This is a genomic window from Streptomyces sp. NBC_00075, assembly GCF_045041225.1.
Taxonomy (GTDB): domain Bacteria; phylum Actinomycetota; class Actinomycetes; order Streptomycetales; family Streptomycetaceae; genus Streptomyces; species Streptomyces adonidis.
The window spans coordinates 3929521-3954065 of the sequence record NZ_CP108243.1 but is presented as its reverse complement, the minus strand read 5'-3'; the positions used below and the strand labels follow the sequence as shown (position 1 = coordinate 3954065).

The following is a 24545-nucleotide window of genomic DNA, read 5'->3' as shown; positions in this document are numbered from 1 at the left end:
GAAAACCCTCCGGGAGCGGGGATTGGGGCCGCGCCGGCTTCGGTGTCGGACGGGCCCGGCCGGGTACGGTCCACCGGCCCTCGCCATCGTAGCGACGACTTGTCGGAACGCTTACAGCGGGCCTACTGATGTGATCAAACAGGCTTCGTACGGGCTACTGGGGGAGGGGGTGTGGTGTGTGTGCCGGGTGACTGGTCAGTTGTGGCTGGTCGCGCAGTTCCCCGCGCCCCTCAGGGAACTCCCCAGCCGTTGCTTTGCCAGGCGGCGGAGTTCCTCTGCTGCCACCACGCGTTCCTCCTCCGGATCGTTTGTCAAACGTGACCGGATGCCCGTCAGGACCTGGTTGAGGGCCTCGTCCGGGGAGGCGCTCTCGACACAGATAACGAACATGTGTCCGAAACGACTCTCGTACGCCGCATGTGCGGCCCCCAGTGCCGTGTGGGCCGCCGCGTACACGCCGTCCGGGAGGTCGGGCAGGGACTCTGCCGCCAGTGCCTCCGACAGGTCGCCCGGGGTCAGGTCGTAGGCCGCCTCGTCCGCTGCCGCCAGCAGGGAGTCCAGGTCCGGGTAGGGGCGGTGGTCGGTGAGGCGGCGGGCCCAGCGGAGGCTGCGCAGGCAGGTGAGGAGTGCGCGCTCGATGTCCGCGGCGGGCTCGGTGTTGAACCGCTCCAGGCTTGTCGGCGTAGGAGAGGGGGACTCGCTGCGCGTCTGGGCCGGCATGGCGAGCCGGCCGGTGAGGTGGGGAAGACGGTGCGCGGGCAGCGTGAGTCCTCGGAGTTCTGGGTTGCCGTGTGAGAAGTACCGCTCACACTATCGAGAGTGGTCAGGAGCTGTCCCTCGGGCGTCTGAAATTCACCCGAACGGGATAGTTTCGGAACATCCGGTGGACCTAGGAGGTGCGTGGCATGCGGGCGATACGTGAGGCTCGGGCAGGTGGGAACCGATGACCGGGCGGAGGCGACGGGTCCCCGATCGGAACCCTGACCGGAAGACGCACGGACAGGGGTCCCGGTTGCTTCTCGGGGCCGGTGTTCTCGTCGCCGTCGGTGCCGTCGGAGTGACCGTCGCCCTCTGGCCGGTCGGCGACACCGGCCCGGACACCGGCAGCGACACCGCGTCGACCGGCGCGGCCCGCTCCTCGGACATACCCGGAGCCACCGCCTCCGCCCCCGACGCGGCCCGCGCCCCTTCTGTCGCCGCGCCCTCCTCGACCGCCCCCTCCCGCGTCTACCCCCTGTCCAGGACGCCTCGCACCATCCCCGCCGTTCGCGAGCACACACCCGCCCGGGGTCCCGGTTGGCGCCCCGCCTCGACCGCCCGCGTGGTCGTCACCGCCGGTGCCCTCGCCGACGAGGGGAAGCTGCTCGCCGGCGAGCTGAAGATGACGTACGGCGGGACTGCCGGCGCCCGTGCCGGGGACGTCCAGCTGAAACTGGACCGGGGGCAGGCCAACAAGGGCGCCGAGTCCTACACCCTCACCGTCACGAACCGTCGCGTCACCGTCGCCGCCCCCGCCGAGGCCGGCGTCTTCTACGGCACCCGCACCCTCAAGCAGGAGGTGACCGGCGGAAGCACCGCCCCCGAGGGCGTCGTACGCGACCGGCCCGCCAAGGAGCGGCGCGGGCTGATGCTGGACATCGCGCGCAAGCACTTCACGGCGGGCTGGATCGAGGACCGCATACGTGAACTGGGCGACCTCAAGTTCAACGAGCTGGGCCTGCACTTCTCCGACGACCAGGGCTTCCGGATCGCCTCCGACAGCCACCCCGAGGTCGTCTCCCAGCAGCACCTCACCAAGGCCGAGGTCCGCCGCATCCTCGCCCTCGCCGCGAGCCGTCACATCACCGTCGTGCCCGAGATCGACTCCCCGGGCCATCTGGGCGCGGTCCTCGCCGCCCACCCAGACCTCCAGCTGACCAACGCTCAGGGCGTCGCGGCGCGCGGCGCGATCGACATCTCCAAGCCCGAGTCCGCGAAGATCGTCGACGATCTCCTCAACGAGTACGCCGACCTCTTCCCGGGCGCCTCCTGGCACCTCGGCGGCGACGAGTACCGGGCCCTGACGGTCTCCAGCCCGGCCGCCTCCTACCCCCAGCTCGCCGCCGCGGCCACCGAGAAGTACGGGTCCGGCGCCGGCGTCTCCGACCTCGCGACGGGCTGGCTCAACGACCGCGCCGCCACCGTCCGCGCCCACGACCGGACGGCCGTACGCGCCTGGAACGACGGCTTCTACCAGTCGAGTTCGGTCCAGCCGGACAAGAGCATCCAGGTCGCCTACTGGACCGGCAAGGAGATCGGCGCCCGGCAGCCGGCCGGGTATCTCAGCGCGGGCCGCAAGGTCGTCAACTACAACGACGAGTACCTCTACTACGTGCTCGGGCAGCCGAACACCTTCGTCTATCCCACCGGCGAGCGCATCTACAAGCAGTGGACCCCGCGCGTGCTGCGCGGCAGTTCGGCCGTCTCCTCGACGTACGACGACCAGATTCTCGGCGGGGTCTTCGCCGTCTGGTGCGACCTCGCCGGATCGCAGACGCAGGCCCAGGTGGCGGCCGGCATACGGATGCCGCTGCGGGCGACCGTCCAGAAGCTGTGGGACCCCCGGACCCAGCCGTCCCTGTCCTGGAACCGGTTCAAGACGCTGGCGGACCGGCTGGACTGAATCCGGCTGGACGGGCGGGTCGGGCGACCCGTAAGTTCCGCGTAAGCGACGCCAGTCGAACATTAGTCGCACAGATATTCGTGTGCCGGGCGTGCCCCTGGGGATGGGGGCGCGCCCGGCTTCTTGTCGGGGGATCCGCATGTCCAGCAACCACAGCCAGTTCGCCGCGCCGACAGGCCCCGTCTTCCAGCCGCACGGCCCCGCCTGGCTCCGTTCCCCGGTCGGCCTCGGCAAGGCCGTCGCCGTGCTGCTCGGCGTGGTCATCGCCGTCGACCTCTTCGCCGTCTACGCCGACCTCACCATGTACGACGTGATGGGCTCCCTCGCGAACGACGGCGACGAGGCCTCCCTGCGGGACGCCGACCACGCGGACTCGCTCTACGCCGCCGCCGGATACCTACAGTCCGCGTCCCTCGTCGCGACGACGGTCGTCTACCTCATCTGGTTCCTGCGCGTACGGGTCAACGCCGAGGTGTTCAACCCGTTCGGGCACAGCAAGAAGCGCGCCTGGGCCGGCTGGGGCTGGTTCGTGCCGATCGTGAACCTGTGGTTCCCGCGCCGGATCATGCTCGACATCTGGGACGCGAGCAGCCGCGCCGGCACCCGCGCCCCGCAGGGGCTCGTCAACACCTGGTGGACGCTGTGGATCCTCGCGCTCCTCACCAACCGGGCCGGGTACACCGCGTACCGCAACGCCGACACCGCCGCCGAGATCCAGGACGCCGTCGGTCAGGTGCTGCTCTCCGACGTCGCCGACATCGCCGCCGCCGTCCTCGCGATCCTCGTCGTGCTCCGGCTCACCCGGATGCAGCACGAGAAGGCGTCGCTCGGTCCCGCCCCCATGAGCGCCTGACACGCCCGGCGCGTCGGATCACTGGCCAACTCCCTTGCGGCTGTGGTGTATTCGGCGCGGGTAAGCGAGAGAAGAGCGGTAGAGCGAGAAGAGCCGCAGAGCGGGCAGGACCGAAAGGCCGGGGGGAAGGCATTGGGTTACTGGGGCTACTTGATCGTGGGCAGGAGCGAGCGGCCGCTCGCCGAGACCGACGCCCTGCGCGCGGTGCGCGACGGGCTGACCCCGCGCGAACGGCGGGACGACGGCTGGCAGGTGTGGGAGTACCCGAGCGGCGACGGTGACGTCGGCAGCATGAACACGCTCGCCCTGGAGACCGACGCGCCCGCGCTCTTCGGGTACGTCATGGACAGCCGCTGTGTGGTGCTGGAGGCGGCGGCACCCGAGAGCGGCGCCTGGACCACCTGTCTGGCCCGCGAGGCCATGGCCGGGTACCTGGGCGCCGGACAGGGCGAGGGCGACGACGAGGAGGGAGAGGAGGGCAGCGCGCTCGCGCTCGACGACTACTTCCTGGAACCCGCCGACGCGGCCGGACGCGCGGTCGACTGGGCCGCCGAGGCCGGCCACACGGTGAACGCCGGGCCCCTCCTCGACGTACTGACCTCAGAGCCCGACCCTTTGGCCGAAAACCTGTTCTTCCGGTTCCTTGACCGCCTCGGTGTTCTGCCGCTGTGACGCGCCGGGTACGTTGCACGCAGTAAGGGAAAGCGCGGGCTCCGTAAGGGTCGGCGCCCTGGCGAGGGAGGCGTGCATGAGCCTGGTGGAACTGATCGCTCGGGCCGACGAGCGCGGCCTGACAGCCGGCGGACTGGCTTGTTTGGATCGGTGCGTGCCCCTTCTGGGCGGCGACGACGAGATCCTGCGCCCCCTGTGGGCCAGCCTCGCCGACGGCGCCGACGCCGGGGAGTGGACGGCCCGCCTGGAAGAGGCCCGGCTCAAGCTCGACCTCGACGAGCCGGACGTCCTGACCGTCTCCGGCGGCTCCGTCGAGGGCGAGGCCACCCTCCTCGCCCGGCGGATGCTCGCCGCCGCGCCCACGACCCGGTCCGCCGCCGGGGTGCGCGAGTGGGCCGACGCCTGCTCCGTCGCCGCGCTCCGCATCCACCGCCTCCTGGACGCCTCCGCCACCGGCGCCTCCTCGGTCGACTCCCACCGGGAAGGCCGTACGGAGGGCATGTCCCCCCTCGTCGCGGCCGAACTGCGGCGCCAGACCAGGGTCCTGGAACTGCTCGCCGAGCACGGCTCCGGCGGACTGCGGCAGGCGATGGCGGTGTCGACGGAGGGGCGGCGCGTCCTGCGCGCGGTGGTGTCACGACGGGCCCGCGGACGGGCCTGAACCCCGGAAACGGGTAACTCCTGTGACCGTCCCGTGGTCGTCCTGGGGTGGTCCCGCACCGATCCCGGGCAGTCGCGGAAAACGAGTGACACCGGCCGTCACCTGCACGCTTTCCTGAAATGTGACAGCACACCGAGCAGCAGCACACGCAGCCCGAACGACCCGCCCGCATGCCGCCACGAAACCCGTGCGCTGGGCCGCCGACACCGTCGCGACGATGCGCGAGGGCGCCCGGCTGCGCCTCGACTACTCGACCCAGAGCCTGTGGCGCGTCGACCGGATGATCGAGGAACTCCGCCGCGAGCAGCCGCCGTACGCCGCCGTGGAGTCGGTGCTGCGCGGCTTCGGGGCGTACGCGGGCGAGGTCATCGTCCGGCGGGCCGGGGGCGCCGAGTGGCTGGAGGCGGACGGCGGGCACTGGGTCCGTACGGCCGACGGGCGGCTGTGGGACCCGGTCGACGAGGCCCGCCGCTGTTTCGCCGGACACGGCTCGCTGCGGCTGCTGTGCCGGGACGCGACGACGGTCTGAGCCGACGTGAGCTGTGACACTTCCGCGCCGAGCGACGCAGATGCCCATAAGGGCGGCAGTCGAACACGCGCCCGTACTCCCACTCGGTACGCCGGTACGGACTGAGGACAGCGCTTGGGCCAGGGACGACGGGGAACCCGCCGAGTACAGGCGTACGACGAGGAGCTGGGCGCGGCCGTCGCGCGGGCCCAGGACGGCGACGAGGCGGCCTTCGCGGAGGCGTACCGGATCGTGCAGCCCGGACTCCTCGGCTATCTGCGCGGCCTCGTCGGCGACGAGGCCGAGGACGTGGCGTCCGACGCCTGGCTGGAGATCTCCCGCGACCTGGGCCGGTTCAAGGGCGACGGCGCCGGTTTCCGCGGCTGGACGGCGACCATCGCCCGCAACCGCGCCCTCGACCTGCTGCGCCGAAGACGGGTACGGCCGCAGGGGACGGCGCTCGAAGAGGACGTACTGGAGCTGCCCGGCCCGTACAGCACCCCGGACCAGGTCCTGGAGACCCTCTCCACGGAGTACGCCCTCGGCCTTATCGCCGGACTCCCGCGCGACCAGGCCGAGGCGGTCCTGCTCCGCGTGGTCGTCGGCCTCGACGCCTCCGCCGCCGCCCGCGTCCTCGGCAAACGCCCAGGCGCGGTACGCACGGCCGCACACCGGGGACTGAAGCGCCTCGCCCGGCAACTGGGGGAACCGACATGAACGGCGACGACACGGCAGAAGCCCGACGGGCACGGGAGCGGGAACTGGCGAGGCTGCTCGCCGCCGCCCTGCGCGCGGGTGCCGAGGACGGAGAACGGGCGGCGATCGCGGCGTTTCTGCTGGCCAGGGACTCCGGGGCACACAAGACGGCACCGACTCGGCGCCAGGACGACTGGCGGTGAACGGGGGTCTCGTACCCCCTGACGGCCCGCCGATGGCAACGGCCGGAGCCGCCACTCCTGGCCGGACAGAAGCATGAATAGCTTCTGACCAGGCATTTTGTTGTCCTGGTGCAGGTTCTCACTTCCCATCTAGATCGGCCCTCATCTAGGTGTTTCTGGCTGTTCCTGACCGCTACTGGTCGCGCGCTGGTCACGTGTCCCATGGTCGGAAATTCCAGTACGACGGATTTTGTCGAAGTAGACTTAGACGAATTCCGTCGAAGTAGAGGTGTTAGGAGGGCAAGTGAAGGAGGGGCTGCCAGCCAAGCCGGACGATGTGGTCGACCGGGACAGGGAGTGGGATCTGCTCGCGCGGTTTCTCACCGATCCGGACCCGGCGATGCGGCTCGGCATTGTCTCCGGGCGGCGGCGGCATGGGAAGTCGTACCTTCTGCAGGCTCTGTCCGAGCAGGTCGGCGGCTTGTACGTGACGGCGGTTCGGGAGGAAGGAAGGCTGCCCGCGATCCAGCGGTTCAGTGACGCGGTCGCCACGCATGCCGGTCTGAGGCCGGGGAGCCTGCGCCTGACAGACTGGCGCGACGTCTTGTCCAACGCCCTGGATGTGACCGCCCGTTCGTCGCACCCGCTGCTGGTGATCGACGAGTTGCCGTACCTGCTCCAGCACTCGCCCGAGATCCCGGGACTGCTTCAGCAGCTCTACGACGAGCGCCAGCGCGGTGCCCAGCCGGGTGCCGGGCCGGGGCCGCGGCTGATCCTGTGCGGCTCCGCGATGAGCGTCATGCATGAACTGCTCTCGGGGACCAAGCCACTGCGGGGACGTGCCGTGGTCGATCTTCGGCTGGGGCCCTTCGACTACCGGGACAGCCGGGCCTTCTGGCAGATCACCGACCCGCTGACCGCGCTCAAGGTCCACGCGGTCCTGGGCGGGGCCCCCGGCTACCGGCCGGTAGCCGCCCGCCCACATCCTGACGACGGCTTCGACGCCTGGCTCGCCCGGACGCTGCTCGACCCGGGCAGGGCTGTGTACTCGCGGACCGAGACCGAGTACCTGTTGCGCGAGGATCCGAGGATCACGCAACACACGCTGTACTACGACATCCTCACCGCGATCGCGAACGGCGCCACCACGCCCAGCAAGATCGGCGCCGCTCTGGAGCGCCCGCGCAACGCTGTCGCTCACCCGCTCGGGATCCTGGAATCCACCGGCTACATCCGTCGCGAACAGGACATCCTGCGCTCCAGGCACCCCGTCATCACGCTCGCCGACCCCGTCATCCGTTTCAACCAGCTCGTCACTCTCCCGCAGGCCGCCGCTGTGGAGCAGGGTTTCGCCGAGCAGGTCTGGCAGCAGGCCGCCCCGACCTTCAACTCCAAAATCCTCGGGCCGCACTTCGAGGACCTGGCCCGCGACTTCACCCGTCGTTACGCCCACACTCTGCTTCCCGGTGGACTGCCCGGCCCGGTCGGTACCACCGAGGTCGCCGACCAGGCCGCCCGGACGAAGCACGAGGTCGACGTCATCGCCCTGGCCGCCGGCGAGCGTCCGCAGGCTCCCCGCGCGAGGATCGCACTGCTGGGCGAGGCCAAGGCGACGGCCGCCCGCCGGGGGACCGGTGACCTGGAGCGCCTGGAACGTATCCGTGGTCTGCTGGCTGACCAGGGATACGACACCGCGGCCACCACTTTGGCCCTGTATTCCTTGCACGGCTTCTACCCCGACCTGGTCGACCTGGCCAATCGGCGTGATGACCTCCTTCTGGTCGATCTGCCCGCCCTCTACAGCAGCTGACACCGACAGACAGCGCTCGTGTCGAAGTTCGCCGAGCCACGGGTGGAACGGCGAAATGCTGGCCCATGTACAACGGTTGCCGGAACGCCCCTGGCCTTTCGGCCCACTGGCCGCTGTTTTTTGAGCCGTCCTGTTCCGCCGAGGACATCAGCCTTTCGATTGGTCGGCTCACTGCCGTCAACCGGCGGTCTCCGTCGGGGGCGCGCAGGGATGCGGCCAGGTTGGACGCCCTCCATGTCCGGGTGTGGTGTCCTCCCAAGCGGCGCGAATCATCCCAGGGCGCCTGTCGCACGCTGCGTTGCCGAGACGGTCAGGGGAGGGTGCACCGTCAGTCACCGGAGACAACGGACTGTACCGCCAGGGCTGCCTGACGTGTGAAACTCGCTACGTAGATCTGCACACGGGGGAGGGACGTTGACGAGCAGCCATCCCATCGCGGCCCGGCAGGAGAGCGCTGCGGCCATGCGCGTACTCAAAGCCATCGCCGTGGCTCACCTCCGCAACCAGCGGGCGCAGACGCTGAGCTTGGGCGTCTCGATCGTCCTGGCCGCCGCAGGCCTGCTGACCGGCCCGGGTTCGCGGTACGGCACCGCCGTCACCCTCGGTGGCACTCTCTGGGCCGCGCTCTACATGGGAGTGATGGCTCCCTGGGCCGAGCGATACCTGCGGACCGCCGCGACTCTTCAGGAGATGTTCGACGCTGACGTACTCGGCCTGCCGTGGAACAGCGTGGCGGTCGGGAACCGGATCGGCGACGACGAGGTGAGCAGGCTGAGCCGGCCCTTTCGCGGCGGCGAGGACCGGCTGCGGGGCTACTACCTCGTGGTGGACGCCGCTGCGCCCTACGACGTGCTCTTCTGTCTGGAGCAGAATCTGGCCTGGGGATCCCGGATTCGGCGTCGCTTCGCCCAACTGATGCTCGGCGTACTGGTGCTGTGGTCCATGGCGGGTGTCCTGCTTACCCTCGCCACCGGAGCGACGGTCAGCCGGTTGGTCACCGGTTGGTTTGTTCCCTCGCTCGGCCTGCTGCTCCTGTGCCTGGAGATGTACCGCACTCAGATGGCGAGCATCCAGGAGCGGCTGCGCGTCCTCGGGTTGGTGCGTGCGGTCATCGACGACCCTACGTCACCGGTGATCGCCACAACGGCCGCGCTGACCTGCTTTGCCCGCCAGGTGCAGGACACGCTCTATCAGATGCGGCGGTTGCAACCGCGCCTGCCGGCCTGGTACTTCCGGCGTTACCACGACCAGGACAAGGGCGATTTCCAGATCAGGATGCGAGAGCTGGAAGCGAGGTTCCCCCGGTCATGACCGTATTGGAGGAGCTGACCCACGAGTTCGGAGACGCCGCCGTCGCGTCGGCGATCATCGAGTCGTTGCTCGACAACGGCCTCAAGATCCGTAGCGGCACCATCGAGGAACGTAGTCGCGGCTTCACCGGGGCACAGCTTGCGAAGGCGCAGGTGGAATGCGCCACGGGGCAGCCCCAACCGCGTTGGTGCGTGATCAAGTTCTGTCCGTCAGCGCCATTGAAGCACCAGCGGGAGAACCGTCGGCATGTGGCGGCCCTGCGGGAGGCACCCGGGGAATTCGGCCTTCAGCATCTCGCCGGGATCGCCTTTCCAACGGTCAACTGTTCCCAGGACGCTTTCGTCGTAGGCCAGTTCAAGGCCGACGGCATTCCGCTGGGGAAGGTGGATCCCGACCAACTCGCCGACGCCTGCAAGACGATCTGGCGCAGGATGCTCCTGGGGTGGACCGGTGATGACTACGACAGTGAGCCGGCGACCGTGGCCAGCTTGCTGACCTCCGAACTGGGCGACGGCTTCAAGACCGGCGGGTGGCTGCACGACTGGGCGCTGAAGCGCGATCTGCTCACGCCCGACCTCCTGGAACTGCCGGGTGAGAGCGAGCCGTTGCCCAACCCGTGGCGGCTGTTGGCCAAGGACACGCCCGCAACACGGCGAAGGATCCACTGCCTGGTGGGCCGGACACATGGAGACCTGCACGGGGACAACGTCCTTGTGCCCACGTACGACGGGATCAGCGACGCCGCCCAGTTCCGGCTGATCGACCTGGCCACCTATGACGCACGGGCACCGCTGAGCCGGGATCTCGCCACCTTGCTGATCTCGCTCTGTTGGCGGGAGATCGCGGAGTCCTCTGCCGGCACCCAGTCGAAGTTTCTCACCTATCTGGTGCGTGACAAGCGTGACAAGCGTGATAAGCGCCTCGATGGCGGCATGCCAGGAAGGGTGCGAAAAATCATTGACGCGCTCCGGGAGCCCGCATTCCAGTTCGTCGTCGACAAACACGGGGATCCGGAGCAGTGGCACACGCAGCTGAAGGTCTCTCTGCTCGCCCAGGCGATGCTGCACAGCGCGTACGACAGCGGTACGCCGGATGCCCGCCGTTGGTGCGCACGGCTGGCTGGGCGGCTCACCCGGGTTCTGCTCGGACCGCTGGACCCACAGGCGGCCAGACCGGAGCACTTCGACGCGGGAGCGGATTTCGGGACGACCGGCACGGCGGCGACGCGGACGGCCGGCCGACCGGCGCGGGGCACATCCGCCTTCGTCGACCGCGAGGATCCGTGCAGTGATCTCCGCGCGGCGCTGGACGATCGGACCACCTCCGTCATCGTGGTCAGCGGCCCGGCCGGGATAGGCAAGACGGCGCTGGTGCGCAAGGCGCTCGCCGACCTGGACTGGACGGATCCGGACGACGAGTCCTCGGGGGTTCGCTGGCACGACGCCACGCCGTACGGGGAGATCGGCGTGACGACCCTGATCGAGGACATCGAGCCACCCGGGTCGGGCCAGCTGGCCGGCCCCTACGCACGAGCACGCCTGGAGATCGCCCTGGACGGCCTTGACGCGACAGGAGGCTTCCGGCGGGTGATCGTGATCGACTCGGCGGAGAACCTTCTCGACGACGGGCACGTCCTGCGAGACTCGGAGCTCGACCTGGCGCTGGAGGCCGTGCAAAGCCGGCCGGACCCGCTCGTCAAAATCGTCTTCGTGACGCAGCACATACCCGAGGCGACGACAGGTGTGGCGTGGACGGAGAAGGCGGTCCATATCAACCTCAGTGGACTCAAGCCACCTTGGCTGCGAGAGCATTTCGCCGTACTCGACCCCAGCGACACATTCGGACTGGCCGTCCTGCCGGAGAATGATCTAAGGCGCGTTCACGGTCGTCTGGCCGGCAACCCGCGGCTCGCGGAACTGCTCTCCGCGGTCATCAGCAGTGATCCGCCGGCGCTGCGGATCCACGAGGTCGGAGCGTGGCTGTCCTCCGTGTCGGCGAGTGAGGTGCATCAACGCCTGGTGCACCTGCTCGTCGACCACCTTCCCGTCGAACAGCAGTGCGTGATGGAGGGGCTGGCGGCGCTCGGTATTCCGGCCGGCGCCCAAGACGTCGTCCGCATCCTGGAGCCGTATGTGCCGACGCCCCGGATCGAGCCGGCCTTGCGAGCGCTCGTCGCGGCCGGTCTCGTCCTGGAAGGCCGGGACGGTCGCTGGTATCTCCGAAAGAGCGAGATCGAGGCGGTCCTCAGCCGCCTGGCCCCTGGCGACCGGCGGGCGGACGAGGGCGAGCCGCTGACCCGGCGCGCCCTCCTGGTGCGAGCGGACCTGGTGCTGCACGGCATGCAGAAGGACGACGGCGACGTCCACGGCATGGCCGACCTGCACGCGCACTTCGCGCGCGTCGACGTCTGGCTCCGGGCCGGACTGTACAACTGCGCGTACAAAGTCATCGAATCGATGGAGGATCTGGTGGACCTCTGGGGCAGCGGGACCGAGCTGCGGACCCAGCGGGAAGCCGTGCGTGGCCGACTCGGTGACGACCGGGAAGGCGAGGCGGCGAACCTCGCCTGGCTGGGGGATCTCTATTCGTACAGTGGCGACTTCTCCTCTGCCCGGTCGGCCTACCAGTCCGCGCTCAAAATGGCCCAGGAGGACCAGAACCGTGAGGCGATACGCCGTATCCACATCGGTCTGGGTGTCATGTTCTGGGAACACGGCCACCTTGCGGACGCCGAAAGGCACTACAGGTGGGCGTTGGGGCTGGCGGGTGAGGACGACGACAACGGCGGTGACCGTGCCGCCGCGCTGACCGGACTGGCTGACTGCCGACAGCGGCAGGGCAATTACCGGAGCGCGATCATGGACGCCCTGTCGGCATTCGAAGCCGCCCACGAGACCGATCTCGAACTGGCGTCCGGCGCCGCGCTGAGGCTGGCCCGGTGGTACGCCGAGCTGAACGAGATCCCGGACGCGCTGACGATGCTGGCCAGGTGCGACGAACTGGTCACGGCCCGCCCCTCTCCCTCGCTCCAGGCAGACCTGCTCAGCGCGACGGCCGAGTTGTATCTCTATCAGAACAGATATGGCGAGGCGCGACGGGTGGTCGACCGGGCGATCGGTATCGCGCGCGACCATCGGGACCCGATCAGCCTGCGGCGGTCGCTCACCGTACTGGCCCTCACGCATGTGCACCTGGGTGATTTCCCTGCAGCCCGGAAGGCGATCGAGGAGTCGGCCCGCTACCGGGTGGCCGGCAAGGAGATCGTGGAGCTTGCGCTGCGGGGGATCATCGCGCACCGCTCCGGTCTCCCGGGTACTGCGAGGGATCTCTTCCAGCAACTTCACGACGAGACCGGCCAGCGCATCAGGGCGGACGTGCACGACCTGGTCGCGTGGGACTTCGCGGGTATCGCCCGGTGCTATGCGGTCCTCGTCGACGGCGCGGAACCAGCGAGGGTGCTGGAGGCGTTCCGTCAGGCACGCCCTGAGCCGGCTGAGCAGACGCCCGGGCTGGACGGTCGGCTGAGGTTCATGGTGGAGATCCTGGCCAACGGCGACCCGCGCCTCGAACCGGTACTCACCCAGTTGGCACGCATGCGACCGGGTCGCGCCGGCTAGTTCTTGAACCAGCCCTTGTCGTGCGCCAGCATGATGGCCTCCAGCCGGGTACTGACACCGATCCGTTGGTAGAACGCCCGGAGTAGCCGGTACATCGCACGCTCTGAATAGCCGGTGTCCGAGGCCAGCCGGGACACGGTCCAACCGTCGGAGAGCCGACGCAGCCAGGCGATCTGCTCCGGAGAGGGAACCGGGCCGCGCGGGGTCCGGCCACCACGGCCGGTCACGAGGAGGTCGGCCACCTCGGTCGGCATCACCGCCTCGCCGTCGAGGGTCGCGGACACCGCCCGCTGCAATGTCGACACCGTCGCCTCGCGCGCCACCACCGACCGGGCACCGGCCCGCATGGCCCGCACGCCCAGGGAGGCGTCGTCGGCGGACGGCAGCGCGACGACGAGCGGGCGGGGCCGTAGGCGGCACAGAGCGGTCAGCCGGTCCAGGTCCTCCGCGGTGCGCAGGGTCAACAGCACTACTCCGCCCGGGCGTTCACGCAGCCAGGCTTCGGCGTTCTGGGGCTCCTCGACGAGGTGCCCCAGGCTCGACAACGACGCTGCGACGCCATGCCGGAACACCGGCAAGGGGTCCAGGACCGCGACATGAACGGTTGCCGTGATCTCTGTCCCTCCCTGTGACCGCCGCGCTACCGGCCGGAACGCAGCCGACAGCTTAGAGCGGGGCAGGAACCCGCCAGCGGACGGTCATGGGTGCGCACGATCAGTCATGGACCTGCAACGCTCCGCTCCCCTAGCGTCGGATCACCCATCGACGCTTGGGGGAGGCGTGTGTGGTCTACTCCGACAACTCCGGTCGCCGTATCCGTCGGCGCGTCAAGCGCCGCAGGCAACCGGCCGACAGTAAGCCCGACGAGGCCAAGACCAGGTACATCCGCCAGGTCGCGAAGGAAAACCCAAGGTTCACGCCCGAAGAGGTGCACGCGGAGATCTATTACAACCGAGGCCGCCACGACATTTCCAAGGACATGGTGCGCAAGGTCCTCGGCATGCCTCGCCCCAGACTCCCGCTGTGGCCCTTCGGCCGTTGACGATGGCCTGGCGTGCGGCGGAAAGCCGCAGCTGTCGTGTTCCGGTCTCCTGCCGCCGGGCGACTTCGTCGTTGCGCAGGACAGCCCAACTCATGGCTGGCCCCATCAGCTTGGAAAGCTCACTGGCCGGACCGCGGCATGGCCCAGCACGGCGAGCGCCGAGTCGAAGGGGCCCGAGAGTCGACATCTGAGACAGTTCAGTGCCTCGTGCTGGAAGAATCACACGAGGCGTCCGGCCGGTTGGTCACGCGTTGGCCGCGTTGGTCACCGATTCCGTACATCGTCCCAGGGCAGGGCAGTAAAGCCGATGGCAACGGCCGGAGCCGCCACCCCCCACAGGAGAGGCCCCGGCCGTCGCGCGGCACGGGCCGCGCGGCGGCCCGTATCTCCTACAGCGCCGCGCGTGCGTTTTCTGTCACACCCTCACCGCATCACGGGTTGGTTGCACGTTGTACGGACATGGACGAGCAGCGGTTTCACGCCGTAACGTGCCTTTCGCTACAGGCTGCGGACGACAGGAAACTGCATCCACTGAGGTCTTGAGGTGTGCTCGGTGCAGGGGGACGACGCGGAGCTGACCACCGCGGTGCTTGCGGCACAGGCAGGGGACGAGACCGCGTTCCGGACTGTGTACCGCTCGGTGCACCCACGGTTGCTCGGGTACGTACGGACGCTGGTCGGCGATCCGGACGCCGAGGACGTGACGTCCGAGGCCTGGCTTCAGATCGCCCGCGACCTGGACAGGTTCGACGGGGACGCGGACCGGTTCCGGGGCTGGGCCGCGCGAATAGCCCGCAACCGCGCACTCGACCACATACGGATGCGCGGGCGCCGCCCGGTGATAGGCGGCGACGAGACCGAGCTGTCCGGCCGGGCCGCCGACTCCGACACGGCGGGCGAGGCCATGGAGTCCCTGGCCACCGACCGCACGCTCTCCCTCATCGCCCAGCTGCCGCAGGACCAGGCCGAGGCCGTAGTCCTGCGGGTGGTCGTCGGCCTCGACGCCAAGACCGCCGCAGAGACCCTCGGCAAACGCCCCGGAGCCGTACGTACGGCGGCGCACCGCGGCCTGAAACGGCTCGCGGAGTTGCTCGGGGCGGACCCGGAGGCGACCGCCGCGCTCGACGCGCTGCCGCCCCAGCGGGAACCGCACGGACGTGCGGTGACGTCGGCCGGTGTGACGCATATGCGTTCGCGGACGCAGAAGGACATGTGATGGCCGACGACGACCGGTACAGGTGGCTGGACCGCGCCACGGCGGAACGTTTGCTGAGCGGCGAGCCGCTGGAGGCTTCACTGGCGTCCGCGGACCCCGAGACCCGCGACCAGGCCGAGCGGCTCGCCAAGACCCTGGGCGCCCTCTCCGTGGACGCCCCGCGGAACGACGCCGAACTCCCCGGCGAGGCCGCCGCGCTCGCTGCTTTCCGCAAGGCCCGCCCGACCCCTGATACGGCTCCCGTGACAGAGGCGGGGCGGGACATGGGTCTCGTACGCGTGGGCGGCTTCGGGCGTTCCGGCTCCCGGGCCCGTCCGGCCCGCTGGGGCCGACCCCTGCGCCTCGGGCTCAGTGCCGCGCTGGCCGCCGGCATGGTCGGCTCGGTCGCCGTGGCCGCCGGTGCCGGAGTCCTGCCGAACCCGTTCCGCGACGACGAGCCCGGCCGCCCCGCCGCCACCGTGTCGGCCGCCGAGCGCGACCCGATGCTGGCCTCGCCGACGCCGGACGGCTCCCGGGGCAAGGGCGTCCCGTCCGTCCGGCCCGACGGCACGGCCGGGGGTTCCGTCGACAACGGCTCCGCCGGGCGCGACGAGGCCCAGGAGGGCACGGCCGGCCCGGACCAGGGGCCGCGCTCCGACCTGAGCCTGCCCGGCGACTGGCGCAGCGGCCTCGCCTCGTCCTGCCGCGACATGCGCAGCGGCAAGAAGCTGGAGGCGGAGCGCAGACGGGCCCTGGAGAAGGCGGCCAAGGGGTCCACGAAGGTGTCGCAGTACTGCGAGGACACCCTTGAGGACGACCCGGCCGTCGGTTCGAACTCCGACACCGGTACGGGTACGGGCACGGACCCGGGACCGGGCGAGGGCGACCAGAGCGGCGCCGGTGACACGGGCGGCAACGGCAACGCCGTCACCGGTGACGACAAGGGCAACGGCGGCGGCGGTGGAGGGCGCGGCAACGGGAGCGGCACGGGCCGTGGCGACCGTGCCGCGTCGAAGCCGACGCCCGAACCGACGTCCTTCGTCACCGTCAAGGCGGACGACCCCCAGAGCGAACCGGCGCCGGTGGCCTCCGATCCGTCGTACGGCATCCTGCCGCTGCCGACGGCCACCTGATCCCCGTACGAACTCCGTACGGTCTCCGTACGCCCAGGGGCCCCTCCCGCCTATCCCCGCCACCGCGCCGCGAATGACCGCAGCGCACCGCCCTGACCTGCGAAGACGCGCGCCGGTGAAGTTCTCGCGTGCCGGGTGTGACATTTTCAGCGGTGCCGACGCAGTAGTCAGTGAGCCGACTGGTCATCGGTTCCTCGCACAGAGCCGGGGGTTCCCCCCGTACCTACGGCTCGTGCACCTGGCGCGGGCGGGACACGTTCCCCCGGTCCCGTCCGCGCCCCAGATCCCACTCTCCTCCGCCGCCTCACCAGTAGACGACGACCTTGTCGCCGACACTCACCTGGGCGAAGATCGCGGCGATCGCCAGCTCGTCCCGGACGTTCACACAGCCGTGCGAGGCGCCGCCGTAGCCACGGGCCGCGAAGTCGGCGGAGTAGTGGACCGCCTGGCCGCCGCTGAAGAACATCGCGTAGGGCATGGGGGAGTCGTAGAGCGTCGACACATGGTGCCGTGACTTCCAGTAGACGCTGAAGACGCCTTCCCGGGTCGGTGTGAACTGGCTGCCGAACCGCACGGCCACCGTCGAGACGGTCTGGCCGTCGACCATCCAGCGCAGGGTCCGGCTGGTCTTGCTGATGCACAGCACCCGGCCCGTGAGGCAGCGCCGGTCGGGATAGGCGGCCGGCTGCCCGCCCATCAGGAACAGCTCCCACTGGCCTGGCTCGCGCGTCATCCGCAGCAGCCGCTGCCAGGTGACGGTGTCGGTCTTCCCGGTGCGCGGCAGCCCGCGCTTGCCCTGGAAGCCTCTGACGGCGGTCTCCGTCAGGTCGTCGTACGACCCGGTCGGCCCGTCGTAGAGCCAGGCGACCTGACGCAGCCGCGCCTGAAGCTCGCGCACGTCACGCCCGCTGTCGCCGCGCGACCAGAGAACGGCGGGAGGGGGCGTGACGGGAGCCGCCTTCTTGGGAGTCGGCGTCGCTGTGGCATCGGGTCGGTCATCGGGTTTGTCGTCGGTGGGCGGGTGCGAGACCCGGATGTGCACGGGTGACCCGGAGTCGCCGTCCGTGCCGGTGGTCTGCACGGTGCAGCCGCCCAGGGCGAGAGCCGTGAGAACAGCAAGAATCGCCTTTCGCATGCCTGTAGTACGCAAGCCGGACCCCCGAAGCTCATGATTGTTGTGTGCGGCGACTGGCAAGCTACGCGGAGGTACACACCATGACGCGTGAGTCCGAGTCGGGACTACCCATCGAACCGGCGTACGGACCCGGCGCACTCGTGAACTGGGATCCTGCGGAGAAACTGGGCGAGCCGGGCGCGTACCCCTTCACGCGGGGCGTGTATCCGACCATGTACACCGGCCGCCCCTGGACGATGCGCCAGTACGCCGGTTTCGGCACCGCCGCGGAGTCGAACGCGCGCTACCGGCAGCTGATCGCCCACGGCACGACGGGCCTGTCCGTCGCCTTCGACCTCCCCACCCAGATGGGCCACGACAGCGACGCGGCGATCGCCCACGGCGAGGTCGGCAAGGTGGGCGTGGCGATCGACTCGGTGGACGACATGCGGGTGCTGTTCGAGGGAATCCCGCTGGACAGGGTCTCGACGTCGATGACGATCAACGCCCCGGCGGCCCTTCTCCTCCTGATGTACGAGCTGGTGGCCGAGGAGCAGGGAATCCCGGCCGCCCAGCTCACGGGCACGATCCAGAACGACGTACTGAAGGAGTACATAGCGCGGGGAACGTACATTTTCCCGCCGACCCCGTCCCTCCGCCTGACCGCGGACATCTTCAAGTACTGCGGGTCCGAGATCCCGAGGTGGAACACGATCTCGATCTCCGGCTACCACATGGCGGAAGCGGGTGCGAGCCCCGTACAGGAGATCGCGTTCACGCTCGCGGACGGCATCGAGTACGTCCGCACGGCGGTCGCGGCCGGCATGGACGTCGACGACTTCGCCCCACGCCTGTCCTTCTTCTTCGTGGCCCGGACGACGCTCCTGGAGGAGGTGGCGAAGTTCCGCGCGGCGAGGAGGATCTGGGCGCGGGTGATGAGGGAGGAATTCGGAGCCCGGAACCCCAAGTCATGGATGCTGCGCTTCCACACACAGACGGCTGGCGTCCAACTGACGGCCCAGCAGCCGGAGGTGAACCTGGTCAGGGTGGCGGTCCAGGCCCTGGCGGCGGTACTCGGCGGCACCCAGTCCCTCCACACGAACAGCTTCGACGAGGCACTGGCCCTCCCCACGGACAAGAGCGCCCGCCTGGCCCTCCGCACCCAGCAGGTCCTCGCCTACGAGACGGACGTGACGGCGACGGCGGACCCCTTCGCGGGCTCGTACGCGATCGAGAAGCTGACGGACGAGGTGGAGGCGGCGACGCTGACGCTGATGAGTCGCGTCGAGGACCTCGGCGGCTCGGTGACCGCGATCGAACACGGCTTCCAGAAGACGGAGATCGAGAACAACGCGTACCGCATCGCCCAGGAGACGGACGCGGCGGAACGGGTCGTGGTCGGCGTCAACCGCTTCCAACTCCCCGAGGAGGAACCGTACGAGCCGCTCCGCGTGGACCCGAAGATCGAGGCGGAGCAGGCACAACGGCTGGCGCGGCTACGGGCGGGGCGGGACCAGGCGACGGTGGACGCGACCCTGTCCGCCTTGCGGGAAGCGGCGGAGGGCACGGCCAACGTCCTGTACCCGATGAAGGACGCGCTGCGGGCCAGGGCGACGGTGGGGGAGGTGTGCGGGGCGTTGCGGGAGGTTTGGGGGGTCTATGTGCCGAGTGATGTGTTCTGAGGTGCTACGGCAGGCCGTGTCCGCCCCCGTGAAATCCCAGCCCGGATTGTCGTACCCCCGTGCGACACTCGCCCCATGTTCGGCGTAACTGACCTTCCCACGTATCTCACCGGCCTGGTCCTCATCGTCCTGCTCCCCGGCCCCAACTCGCTCTACGTCCTCTCCGTCGCCGCCCGTCGAGGCATCCGCACCGGGTACAAGGCCGCAGCGGGTGTCTGGTGTGGGGACGCCGTGTTGATGACCCTCTCCGCGGCCGGGGTCGCCTCGCTGCTCCAGGCGAACGCCCTGCTGTTCGGGATCGTGAAATACGCCGGCGCCGGTTATCTGACCTGGCTCGCGACAGGCATGCTCCGGGCCGCCTGGGGCATGTGGCGCTCGCGGCGGGAAGAGGCCGAGGTCCAGGACACGGTCGTCGGTGCCGACGAGCGGCCCTATCGCCGTGCTCTCGTCATCAGCCTCTTCAACCCGAAGGCGATCCTGTTCTTCGTCGCCTTCTTCGTGCAGTTCGTCGACCCCGGATACGCCTACCCGGCCGTCTCCTTCGTCGTCCTCGGTGTCTTCGCGCAGCTCGCGAGCTTCTTCTATCTCACCGCGCTGATATTCGGCGGGACCAGGCTGGCAGCCGTCTTCCGGCGCCGTCGGCGCCTGTCGGCCGGGGCGACCTCGGCAGCGGGCGCGCTCTTCATCGGCTTCGCCGTGAAGCTCTCGCTGGCCAGCAGCGTCTAGCCGAGAAGGTCTAGCCAAGGTCTAGCCGAGGGCGCCCATGGCCGCCGCGTACTCCGTCAGGCCCTCCGCCGTCGCGCCCGCCCAGCCCACGTAACCGTCCGGGCGGATCAGGAACACCCCCGTGCCGTACACCTCGTACGAGAGCAGGCGGACCGTGGGCACGGCGGGGAGCGGAGGCAGGGCTGTCGCCGTGGCCACCGTCAGCAGCGTCCAGTGCGGGCCGCGGAACGTGTCGAAGAGGCGTACGCCGTCCACCGTGCCGTCCGGGGCGCGGTCGCCCGCGTGGACCGGGCCGGGGGACGGGCGGGTCTCCGCCGTCAGGGACGAGTCCCGGTAGCCGAGGCCCAGCTGGCGGGTCGCCTCGCCGCGCCTGATCTCGCCCCGGTGGACGCCCGTCGAGATGCCGAGCATCTGCGCGGCGATCGGCCGGCGCTCCTCCTCGTACGTGGTCAGCAGGGACTCGGGCGCCCCGCACCTCAGTACCGCGCCCAGCTTCCAGCCCAGGTTGTACGCGTCCTGGACGCTCGTGTTCAGGCCCTGGCCGCCGGCGGGGGAGTGGACGTGCGCCGCGTCCCCGGCGAGGAAGACCCGGTCGGCGCGGAAGGCGTCCGCCAGGGCCGCCCTCGGGCGGAAGTCCGAGGCCCAGCGGACCTCCGTCACGTCCTCGGGGACCAGGTGCGAGCGGGCCGCGGCAACCTTGCGGATGCCCTCCAGAGACACGTCCAGGTGGTCCCCCTCCGGGAACTGCGCCACCAGCTGGAAGTCCTCCGTCCCGGCCAGCGGGCAGATCGCCATGAAGCCCTCGCCCTCCCCGCTCGGCGGGAACACATGCCAGTTGTCGCGGTCCAGGCCGGTGATCCGTACGTCCGCCACCAGGATCGGGTTCGGGTCGACCGTCTCGCCGGTCATGCCGATCCCCAGCGCCCGGCGGATCGTCGAGCGGCCACCGTCGGCCGCGACCACGTACCGCGCACGGACCGGCGCACCCGCCGCGAAGGCGACCGTCACGCCCTCCGCGTCCTGGTCGAGCCCCACGACCTCCTTGCCGAACTCCACCCGCCCGCCCAGCTCCGTCAGCCGCGCGAACAGGATCTCCTGCGTCCGCCACTGCGGCACCATCCACGGCTCGGCCCCGTACGGAGACGCCCCGACCTCCTCGCTCTCCTCCGCCGGGTCGAACATCCTGTGCTCGCCCGCCCGTTCGCCGTTCTGCCAGATCATCCCGACGGGGTACGGGCCCCCGGCCGCCCGGATCGCGTCCAGCACCCCGAGGTCGTCGAAGACCTCCATCGTGCGCGGCTGGATCCCTTTGCCCCGCGACCCGGGGAACAGCCCCCCGGCCCGCTCCACCACCACCGCGTCCACTCCGCGCCGCGCGAGGTCCACGGCGAGCGCCAGTCCGGTCGGCCCGGCTCCCACGATCACTACATCCACTACATCGGTCATGACCACCGTCTCCTTAACGTTGTTAAGTAGCCCTGCCCTCCGAGGGTGGACTTAACGGTGTTAAGTTGTCAAGCGTGAGTACGGAACGACGAGTCCCCCTCGACCGCAAACGCGTCGCCGACACCGCCCTGAAGCTCCTGAACGAGGTCGGTCTCGACGGCCTCACCCTGCGGGCCATCGCCAAGGAGCTGGACGTCAAGGCACCCGCCCTGTACTGGCACTTCAAGGACAAACAGGCCCTGCTCGATGAGATGGCGACCGAGATGTACCGGCGGATGGTCGCCGGTCCGGCCCCCGGTCCCGACGTCCCCTGGGACGAGCGGCTGCTCCTCGCCAGCCGCGGGCTGCGCGACGCCCTGCTCGGCTATCGCGATGGCGCCAAGGTGTTCAGCGGCTCCCGTTTCACCGGTGTCGAGCACGCCGTCCAGATGGAGGCGAACCTCCGCTGCTTCGTCGAGGCCGGCTTCACCCCGGCCCAGGCCGTCCGCGCGAACATGACCGCGTACGTCTATACGATTGGCTTCGTCACGGAGGAGCAGGGCGTGCAGCCGCTGCCCGGTGAGCGCCGGGAGGGGTACGACGTCGAGGGGCGGGCCCGGCGGATGGCAGACTTTCCTCTGTCGGCCGCGGCCGGCGCCGAGGTCTTCCAGGACTACGACCGACAGTTCGAGGAAGGGCTGAAGCTGGTGCTCGCAGGAATCGGGGCGACGTACGGAATGACGTACGGAAAGTCGTCGTGAGGCAGCGCGTGTGCGGCTCGGCCCTCATCTTTCGAGTGCTGTCCGGTCGGGACCGAGTTGACATCCGGCGCCGAATAACTCTTACTGTCGCGGAATTCGCAGCTGAGAGAGCCCAGGTGTACGCGTGACCAACCGTCCCCCGATACTGTCCGTCGTCGTGCCTTGTTACAACATCGAGACCTATGTCTCGGACACCGTGACGAGTCTCGTCAACAACGACCAGGACGACTTCGAGTTCATCTTCGTCGAGGACCGCTCGACCAAGGACAAGACCTACGAGGCGTTGCTGGAGCTGACGAAGCGGCTGAAGAACGGCAGGGTGATCCGGCACGAGCAGAACGGCGGTCTGGCCACCGCCCGCAACACCGGCATCGACGCGTCCGAGGGCACCTACATCACCTTCCTCGACGGTGACGACTGGCTGGGCCCGGGTTATCTCAAGGCCCTCGTCGACTCCGTCCAGCGCCATGACGTCGACTTCGTGCGTACCGACCACGTACAGGTCAACGGCATGGAGCGGGCCGTCCACCGGGCGCCCGAGGGCCGCCGGAACATCCCGCTGGACCCGCGTACCTCGATCCTCCCCGTCGACGACACCACGATGGTCGACTACCCCTACGCCTGGGCCGGTGTCTACCACCGCCGCCTCCTCGACAAGGGCATGCTGCGCTTCCACGACGGTCTGAAGACCGCCGAGGACCGCCCCTGGATCTGGGACCTGCACCGCAGGGCCGACTCCTACCTGGTCGCCAGCCTGCGCGGGGTCTTCTACCGCCGGGGCGTCACCACCTCGCTCACCCAGATCGGTGACGTCCGCCAGCTGGACTTCTTCCGGTCCTTCGACCTCGTACTCGCCGAACTCGCGAGCGACCCCGAGGTCGGGCTGCTGCGCAAGAAGGCGCTGCGCAACTACTGCGTCGTCATCGCGCACCAGCTGCTCCAGCGCAGCCGCTTCGACCGGCCGACCGCCGCCAAGCTGCGGCAGATGAGCGCCGACGCGCTGAACAAGATGTCCGAGGACGAGCTCCAGGCCGCCCTCATCGGTATGGGCGAGCAGCGCGTACACCTGCTGCGGCGCGTGCGCGGCGGTATGAAGGGAATCGCGGCATGATCCAGATCTTCTTCTCGGCGACGCAGTACGCGGCGGCGACCGTCACGGCCGCGATCCGCGCGGGGCTCTTCGGCCCGCGCGAGGAGCACCGCCGCATCCTGGTCGTCAGCAACACGGCCGCCATCCCGGAGGTCGGCACCCCGCTCGACAGAATGCCCGGCTTCGAGAAGCTGCGGCCCGAGTTCGACGAGGTGCGCTCCTGGAACGAGTTCATCTCCCCGCACCACCCGGCCGGCTGGTCCCCGCGCGCCCAGGACGCGATCATGTGGGAGAAGGCCGTACGCCTGGCCTGGGACCTCGGTGACGAGCCCGTCGAGATCGCCTGCGAGTCGATCCAGGCGAACCCCTCGCGCGCGGTCGCCGAGATCTTCGCCGACAGCCCGATCCACGTGTACGCGGACGGTCTGATGAGTTACGGCCCCACCCGCAACCGTGTCCCGCACGGGATGAGCAGCCGCATCGCCCGCGTGCTGCACCTCGACCTCATACCGGGACTGCGGCCCCTGCTCCTCGCCGAGTACGGCGTGGAGCCGGTGCCGATCCCGAACGAGCCGATCGTCGAGGTTCTGGGCGAGATCGGGGAGCAGGGCGTCGACCTGCTCGCCGCCCGTATCCCGGCCGAGAACCGTCCGACGGCCGTGCTCCTCGGTCAGTACCTGTCCGCCATCAACCTCATCACCCAGGAGGAAGAGGAGCAGCTGCACGTCCGGATGCTCCGGGCCGCGGCCAAGGCCGGCCACACCGCCGTCCTGTTCAAGCCGCACCCGAGCGCCCCGGCCGCGTACTCCACGTCCTTGCAGACCGCCGCCACGGAACTCGGCGTGCACCTGAGCGTGCTCAACGAACCGGTGCTCGCCGAGACGGTGTTCGCGTACCTGAAGCCGCAGCTGGTCGTCGGCTGCTTCTCCACCGCGCTGATGACCGCCGCGACCTTCTACGGCATCCCGGTCGCCCGGGTCGGCACGGAGTCGCTCCTCGACGCCATCACGCCGTACGAGAACAGCAACCGCATCCCGCTCACCATCATCGACGCGGCCCTGCCCGACGCCGAACGCGACCTCGCGTCCAGCATCGGTGTGCCGTCCGACGACCCCGGTCTTGTCACGCGCCTTGAGCCGCTGGTGAAGGCGGTCGGGTACTGCATGCAGTCCCGTAAGCACCCGCAGCTGCGTGAAGAGGTCGCGGCCTGGCTGTCGGTCCATCTGTCGGAGAACGCCCACTACTTCAAGCGCCGCCGCCTGACCAGCCTCCGCCTCCCCGGCGGCAGCACGGTCCGCGCGGAGACGCTGCGGCGCAACCCGACGGTCCGCAAGGTCGTGAAGAAGGTCAGGGCCGCGCGGTCCTGACAGGCAGCGGTATGTGAAAGGGCCCGGGGTCGGAATCC

The 24545-nt window shown here is 69.7% G+C and carries 22 protein-coding genes; 18 read left to right on the top strand and 4 right to left on the bottom strand.

The features are described from left to right. Positions 1 to 195: 195 nt before the first annotated feature. The gene (locus tag OG787_RS16890; RefSeq protein WP_369036579.1) at positions 196 to 720 is read right to left on the bottom strand and encodes a 2-oxo-4-hydroxy-4-carboxy-5-ureidoimidazoline decarboxylase; all 525 of its coding nucleotides are present in this window, start codon (positions 718 to 720) and stop codon (positions 196 to 198) included. Positions 721 to 1012: 292 nt separating this feature from the next. Between OG787_RS16890 and OG787_RS16885 the strand changes: the two genes are divergently transcribed. The 10 genes from OG787_RS16885 to OG787_RS16840 all read left to right on the top strand — a co-directional run bounded on the left by OG787_RS16885 (position 1013) and on the right by OG787_RS16840 (position 12972). After that, the gene (locus OG787_RS16885) at positions 1013 to 2662 is read left to right on the top strand and encodes a beta-N-acetylhexosaminidase (RefSeq protein ID WP_405535641.1); all 1650 of its coding nucleotides are present in this window, start codon (positions 1013 to 1015) and stop codon (positions 2660 to 2662) included. Positions 2663 to 2801: 139 nt separating this feature from the next. Next, positions 2802 to 3515: a DUF4328 domain-containing protein gene (locus OG787_RS16880; RefSeq protein WP_369036581.1), complete on the top strand. Its 714-nt coding sequence runs from the start codon at positions 2802 to 2804 to the stop codon at positions 3513 to 3515. Positions 3516 to 3647: 132 nt separating this feature from the next. Further along, on the top strand, positions 3648 to 4187 hold the full coding sequence (locus tag OG787_RS16875; RefSeq protein WP_369036582.1) for a hypothetical protein: 540 nt from the start codon (positions 3648 to 3650) through the stop codon (positions 4185 to 4187). Positions 4188 to 4263: 76 nt separating this feature from the next. Further along, a complete protein-coding gene (locus tag OG787_RS16870; RefSeq protein WP_405535640.1) occupies positions 4264 to 4848 on the top strand; it encodes a hypothetical protein in 585 nt (194 codons plus the stop codon). Between the two features lie 121 nt (positions 4849 to 4969). Then, the gene (locus OG787_RS16865) at positions 4970 to 5377 is read left to right on the top strand and encodes a DUF6278 family protein (protein ID WP_405535639.1); all 408 of its coding nucleotides are present in this window, start codon (positions 4970 to 4972) and stop codon (positions 5375 to 5377) included. 114 nt (positions 5378 to 5491) lie between these two features. After that, positions 5492 to 6073: an RNA polymerase sigma factor gene (locus OG787_RS16860; protein WP_369036584.1), complete on the top strand. Its 582-nt coding sequence runs from the start codon at positions 5492 to 5494 to the stop codon at positions 6071 to 6073. Continuing rightward, complete coding sequence (locus tag OG787_RS16855; RefSeq protein ID WP_405535638.1) at positions 6070 to 6255, top strand: hypothetical protein; 186 nt, start codon at positions 6070 to 6072, stop codon at positions 6253 to 6255. The genes OG787_RS16860 and OG787_RS16855 overlap by 4 nt, the downstream gene beginning before the upstream one ends. Positions 6256 to 6538: 283 nt before the next feature. Further along, positions 6539 to 8044: an ATP-binding protein gene (locus tag OG787_RS16850; RefSeq protein WP_405535637.1), complete on the top strand. Its 1506-nt coding sequence runs from the start codon at positions 6539 to 6541 to the stop codon at positions 8042 to 8044. A gap of 414 nt (positions 8045 to 8458) precedes the next feature. After that, on the top strand, positions 8459 to 9355 hold the full coding sequence (locus OG787_RS16845) for an S-4TM family putative pore-forming effector (RefSeq protein WP_405535636.1): 897 nt from the start codon (positions 8459 to 8461) through the stop codon (positions 9353 to 9355). Further along, complete coding sequence (locus OG787_RS16840) at positions 9352 to 12972, top strand: hypothetical protein (protein ID WP_405535635.1); 3621 nt, start codon at positions 9352 to 9354, stop codon at positions 12970 to 12972. Before OG787_RS16845 ends, OG787_RS16840 begins: the two co-directional genes overlap by 4 nt. On the opposite strand, the gene OG787_RS16835 is transcribed toward OG787_RS16840, so the two are convergent. Then, a complete protein-coding gene (locus OG787_RS16835; RefSeq protein ID WP_405535634.1) occupies positions 12969 to 13517 on the bottom strand; it encodes a hypothetical protein in 549 nt (182 codons plus the stop codon). The genes OG787_RS16840 and OG787_RS16835 overlap by 4 nt on opposite strands. A gap of 239 nt (positions 13518 to 13756) precedes the next feature. Here OG787_RS16835 and OG787_RS16830 point away from each other — a divergent pair, with 239 nt between their 5' ends. The 3 genes from OG787_RS16830 to OG787_RS16820 all read left to right on the top strand — a co-directional run bounded on the left by OG787_RS16830 (position 13757) and on the right by OG787_RS16820 (position 16342). Further along, positions 13757 to 14014: a hypothetical protein gene (locus OG787_RS16830; protein WP_405535633.1), complete on the top strand. Its 258-nt coding sequence runs from the start codon at positions 13757 to 13759 to the stop codon at positions 14012 to 14014. A 553-nt stretch (positions 14015 to 14567) separates the two neighbouring features. Beyond that, the gene (locus OG787_RS16825; RefSeq protein WP_369036586.1) at positions 14568 to 15230 is read left to right on the top strand and encodes an RNA polymerase sigma factor; all 663 of its coding nucleotides are present in this window, start codon (positions 14568 to 14570) and stop codon (positions 15228 to 15230) included. Then, a complete protein-coding gene (locus OG787_RS16820) occupies positions 15230 to 16342 on the top strand; it encodes a hypothetical protein (protein WP_405535632.1) in 1113 nt (370 codons plus the stop codon). The genes OG787_RS16825 and OG787_RS16820 overlap by 1 nt, the downstream gene beginning before the upstream one ends. Positions 16343 to 16646: 304 nt before the next feature. Here OG787_RS16820 and OG787_RS16815 read toward each other — a convergent pair whose 3' ends face one another. Then, complete coding sequence (locus OG787_RS16815) at positions 16647 to 17477, bottom strand: L,D-transpeptidase family protein (RefSeq protein ID WP_369036588.1); 831 nt, start codon at positions 17475 to 17477, stop codon at positions 16647 to 16649. 80 nt (positions 17478 to 17557) lie between these two features. Between OG787_RS16815 and OG787_RS16810 the strand changes: the two genes are divergently transcribed. Then, the gene (locus OG787_RS16810) at positions 17558 to 19138 is read left to right on the top strand and encodes a methylmalonyl-CoA mutase (RefSeq protein ID WP_405535631.1); all 1581 of its coding nucleotides are present in this window, start codon (positions 17558 to 17560) and stop codon (positions 19136 to 19138) included. 75 nt (positions 19139 to 19213) lie between these two features. Beyond that, positions 19214 to 19864 (top strand): leucine efflux protein LeuE, encoded by a 651-nt coding sequence (gene leuE / locus OG787_RS16805; protein WP_369036590.1) that lies wholly within the window; start codon positions 19214 to 19216, stop codon positions 19862 to 19864. A 21-nt stretch (positions 19865 to 19885) separates the two neighbouring features. Here the strand turns inward: leuE and OG787_RS16800 are convergent, their stop codons facing one another. After that, a complete protein-coding gene (locus tag OG787_RS16800; protein WP_405535630.1) occupies positions 19886 to 21310 on the bottom strand; it encodes an FAD-dependent oxidoreductase in 1425 nt (474 codons plus the stop codon). Positions 21311 to 21384: 74 nt separating this feature from the next. On the opposite strand from OG787_RS16800, the gene OG787_RS16795 reads away from it, so the two are divergent. The 3 genes from OG787_RS16795 to OG787_RS16785 all read left to right on the top strand — a co-directional run bounded on the left by OG787_RS16795 (position 21385) and on the right by OG787_RS16785 (position 24507). Then, a complete protein-coding gene (locus OG787_RS16795; protein WP_369036592.1) occupies positions 21385 to 22050 on the top strand; it encodes a TetR/AcrR family transcriptional regulator C-terminal domain-containing protein in 666 nt (221 codons plus the stop codon). A gap of 124 nt (positions 22051 to 22174) precedes the next feature. Further along, entirely contained in the window at positions 22175 to 23161 is a 987-nt protein-coding gene (locus tag OG787_RS16790; RefSeq protein ID WP_369036593.1) for a glycosyltransferase family 2 protein, read from the top strand. Next, positions 23158 to 24507, top strand: coding sequence for a polysialyltransferase family glycosyltransferase (locus tag OG787_RS16785; RefSeq protein WP_369036594.1), 1350 nt, complete (start codon positions 23158 to 23160; stop codon positions 24505 to 24507). Before OG787_RS16790 ends, OG787_RS16785 begins: the two co-directional genes overlap by 4 nt. Positions 24508 to 24545 lie beyond the last annotated feature (38 nt).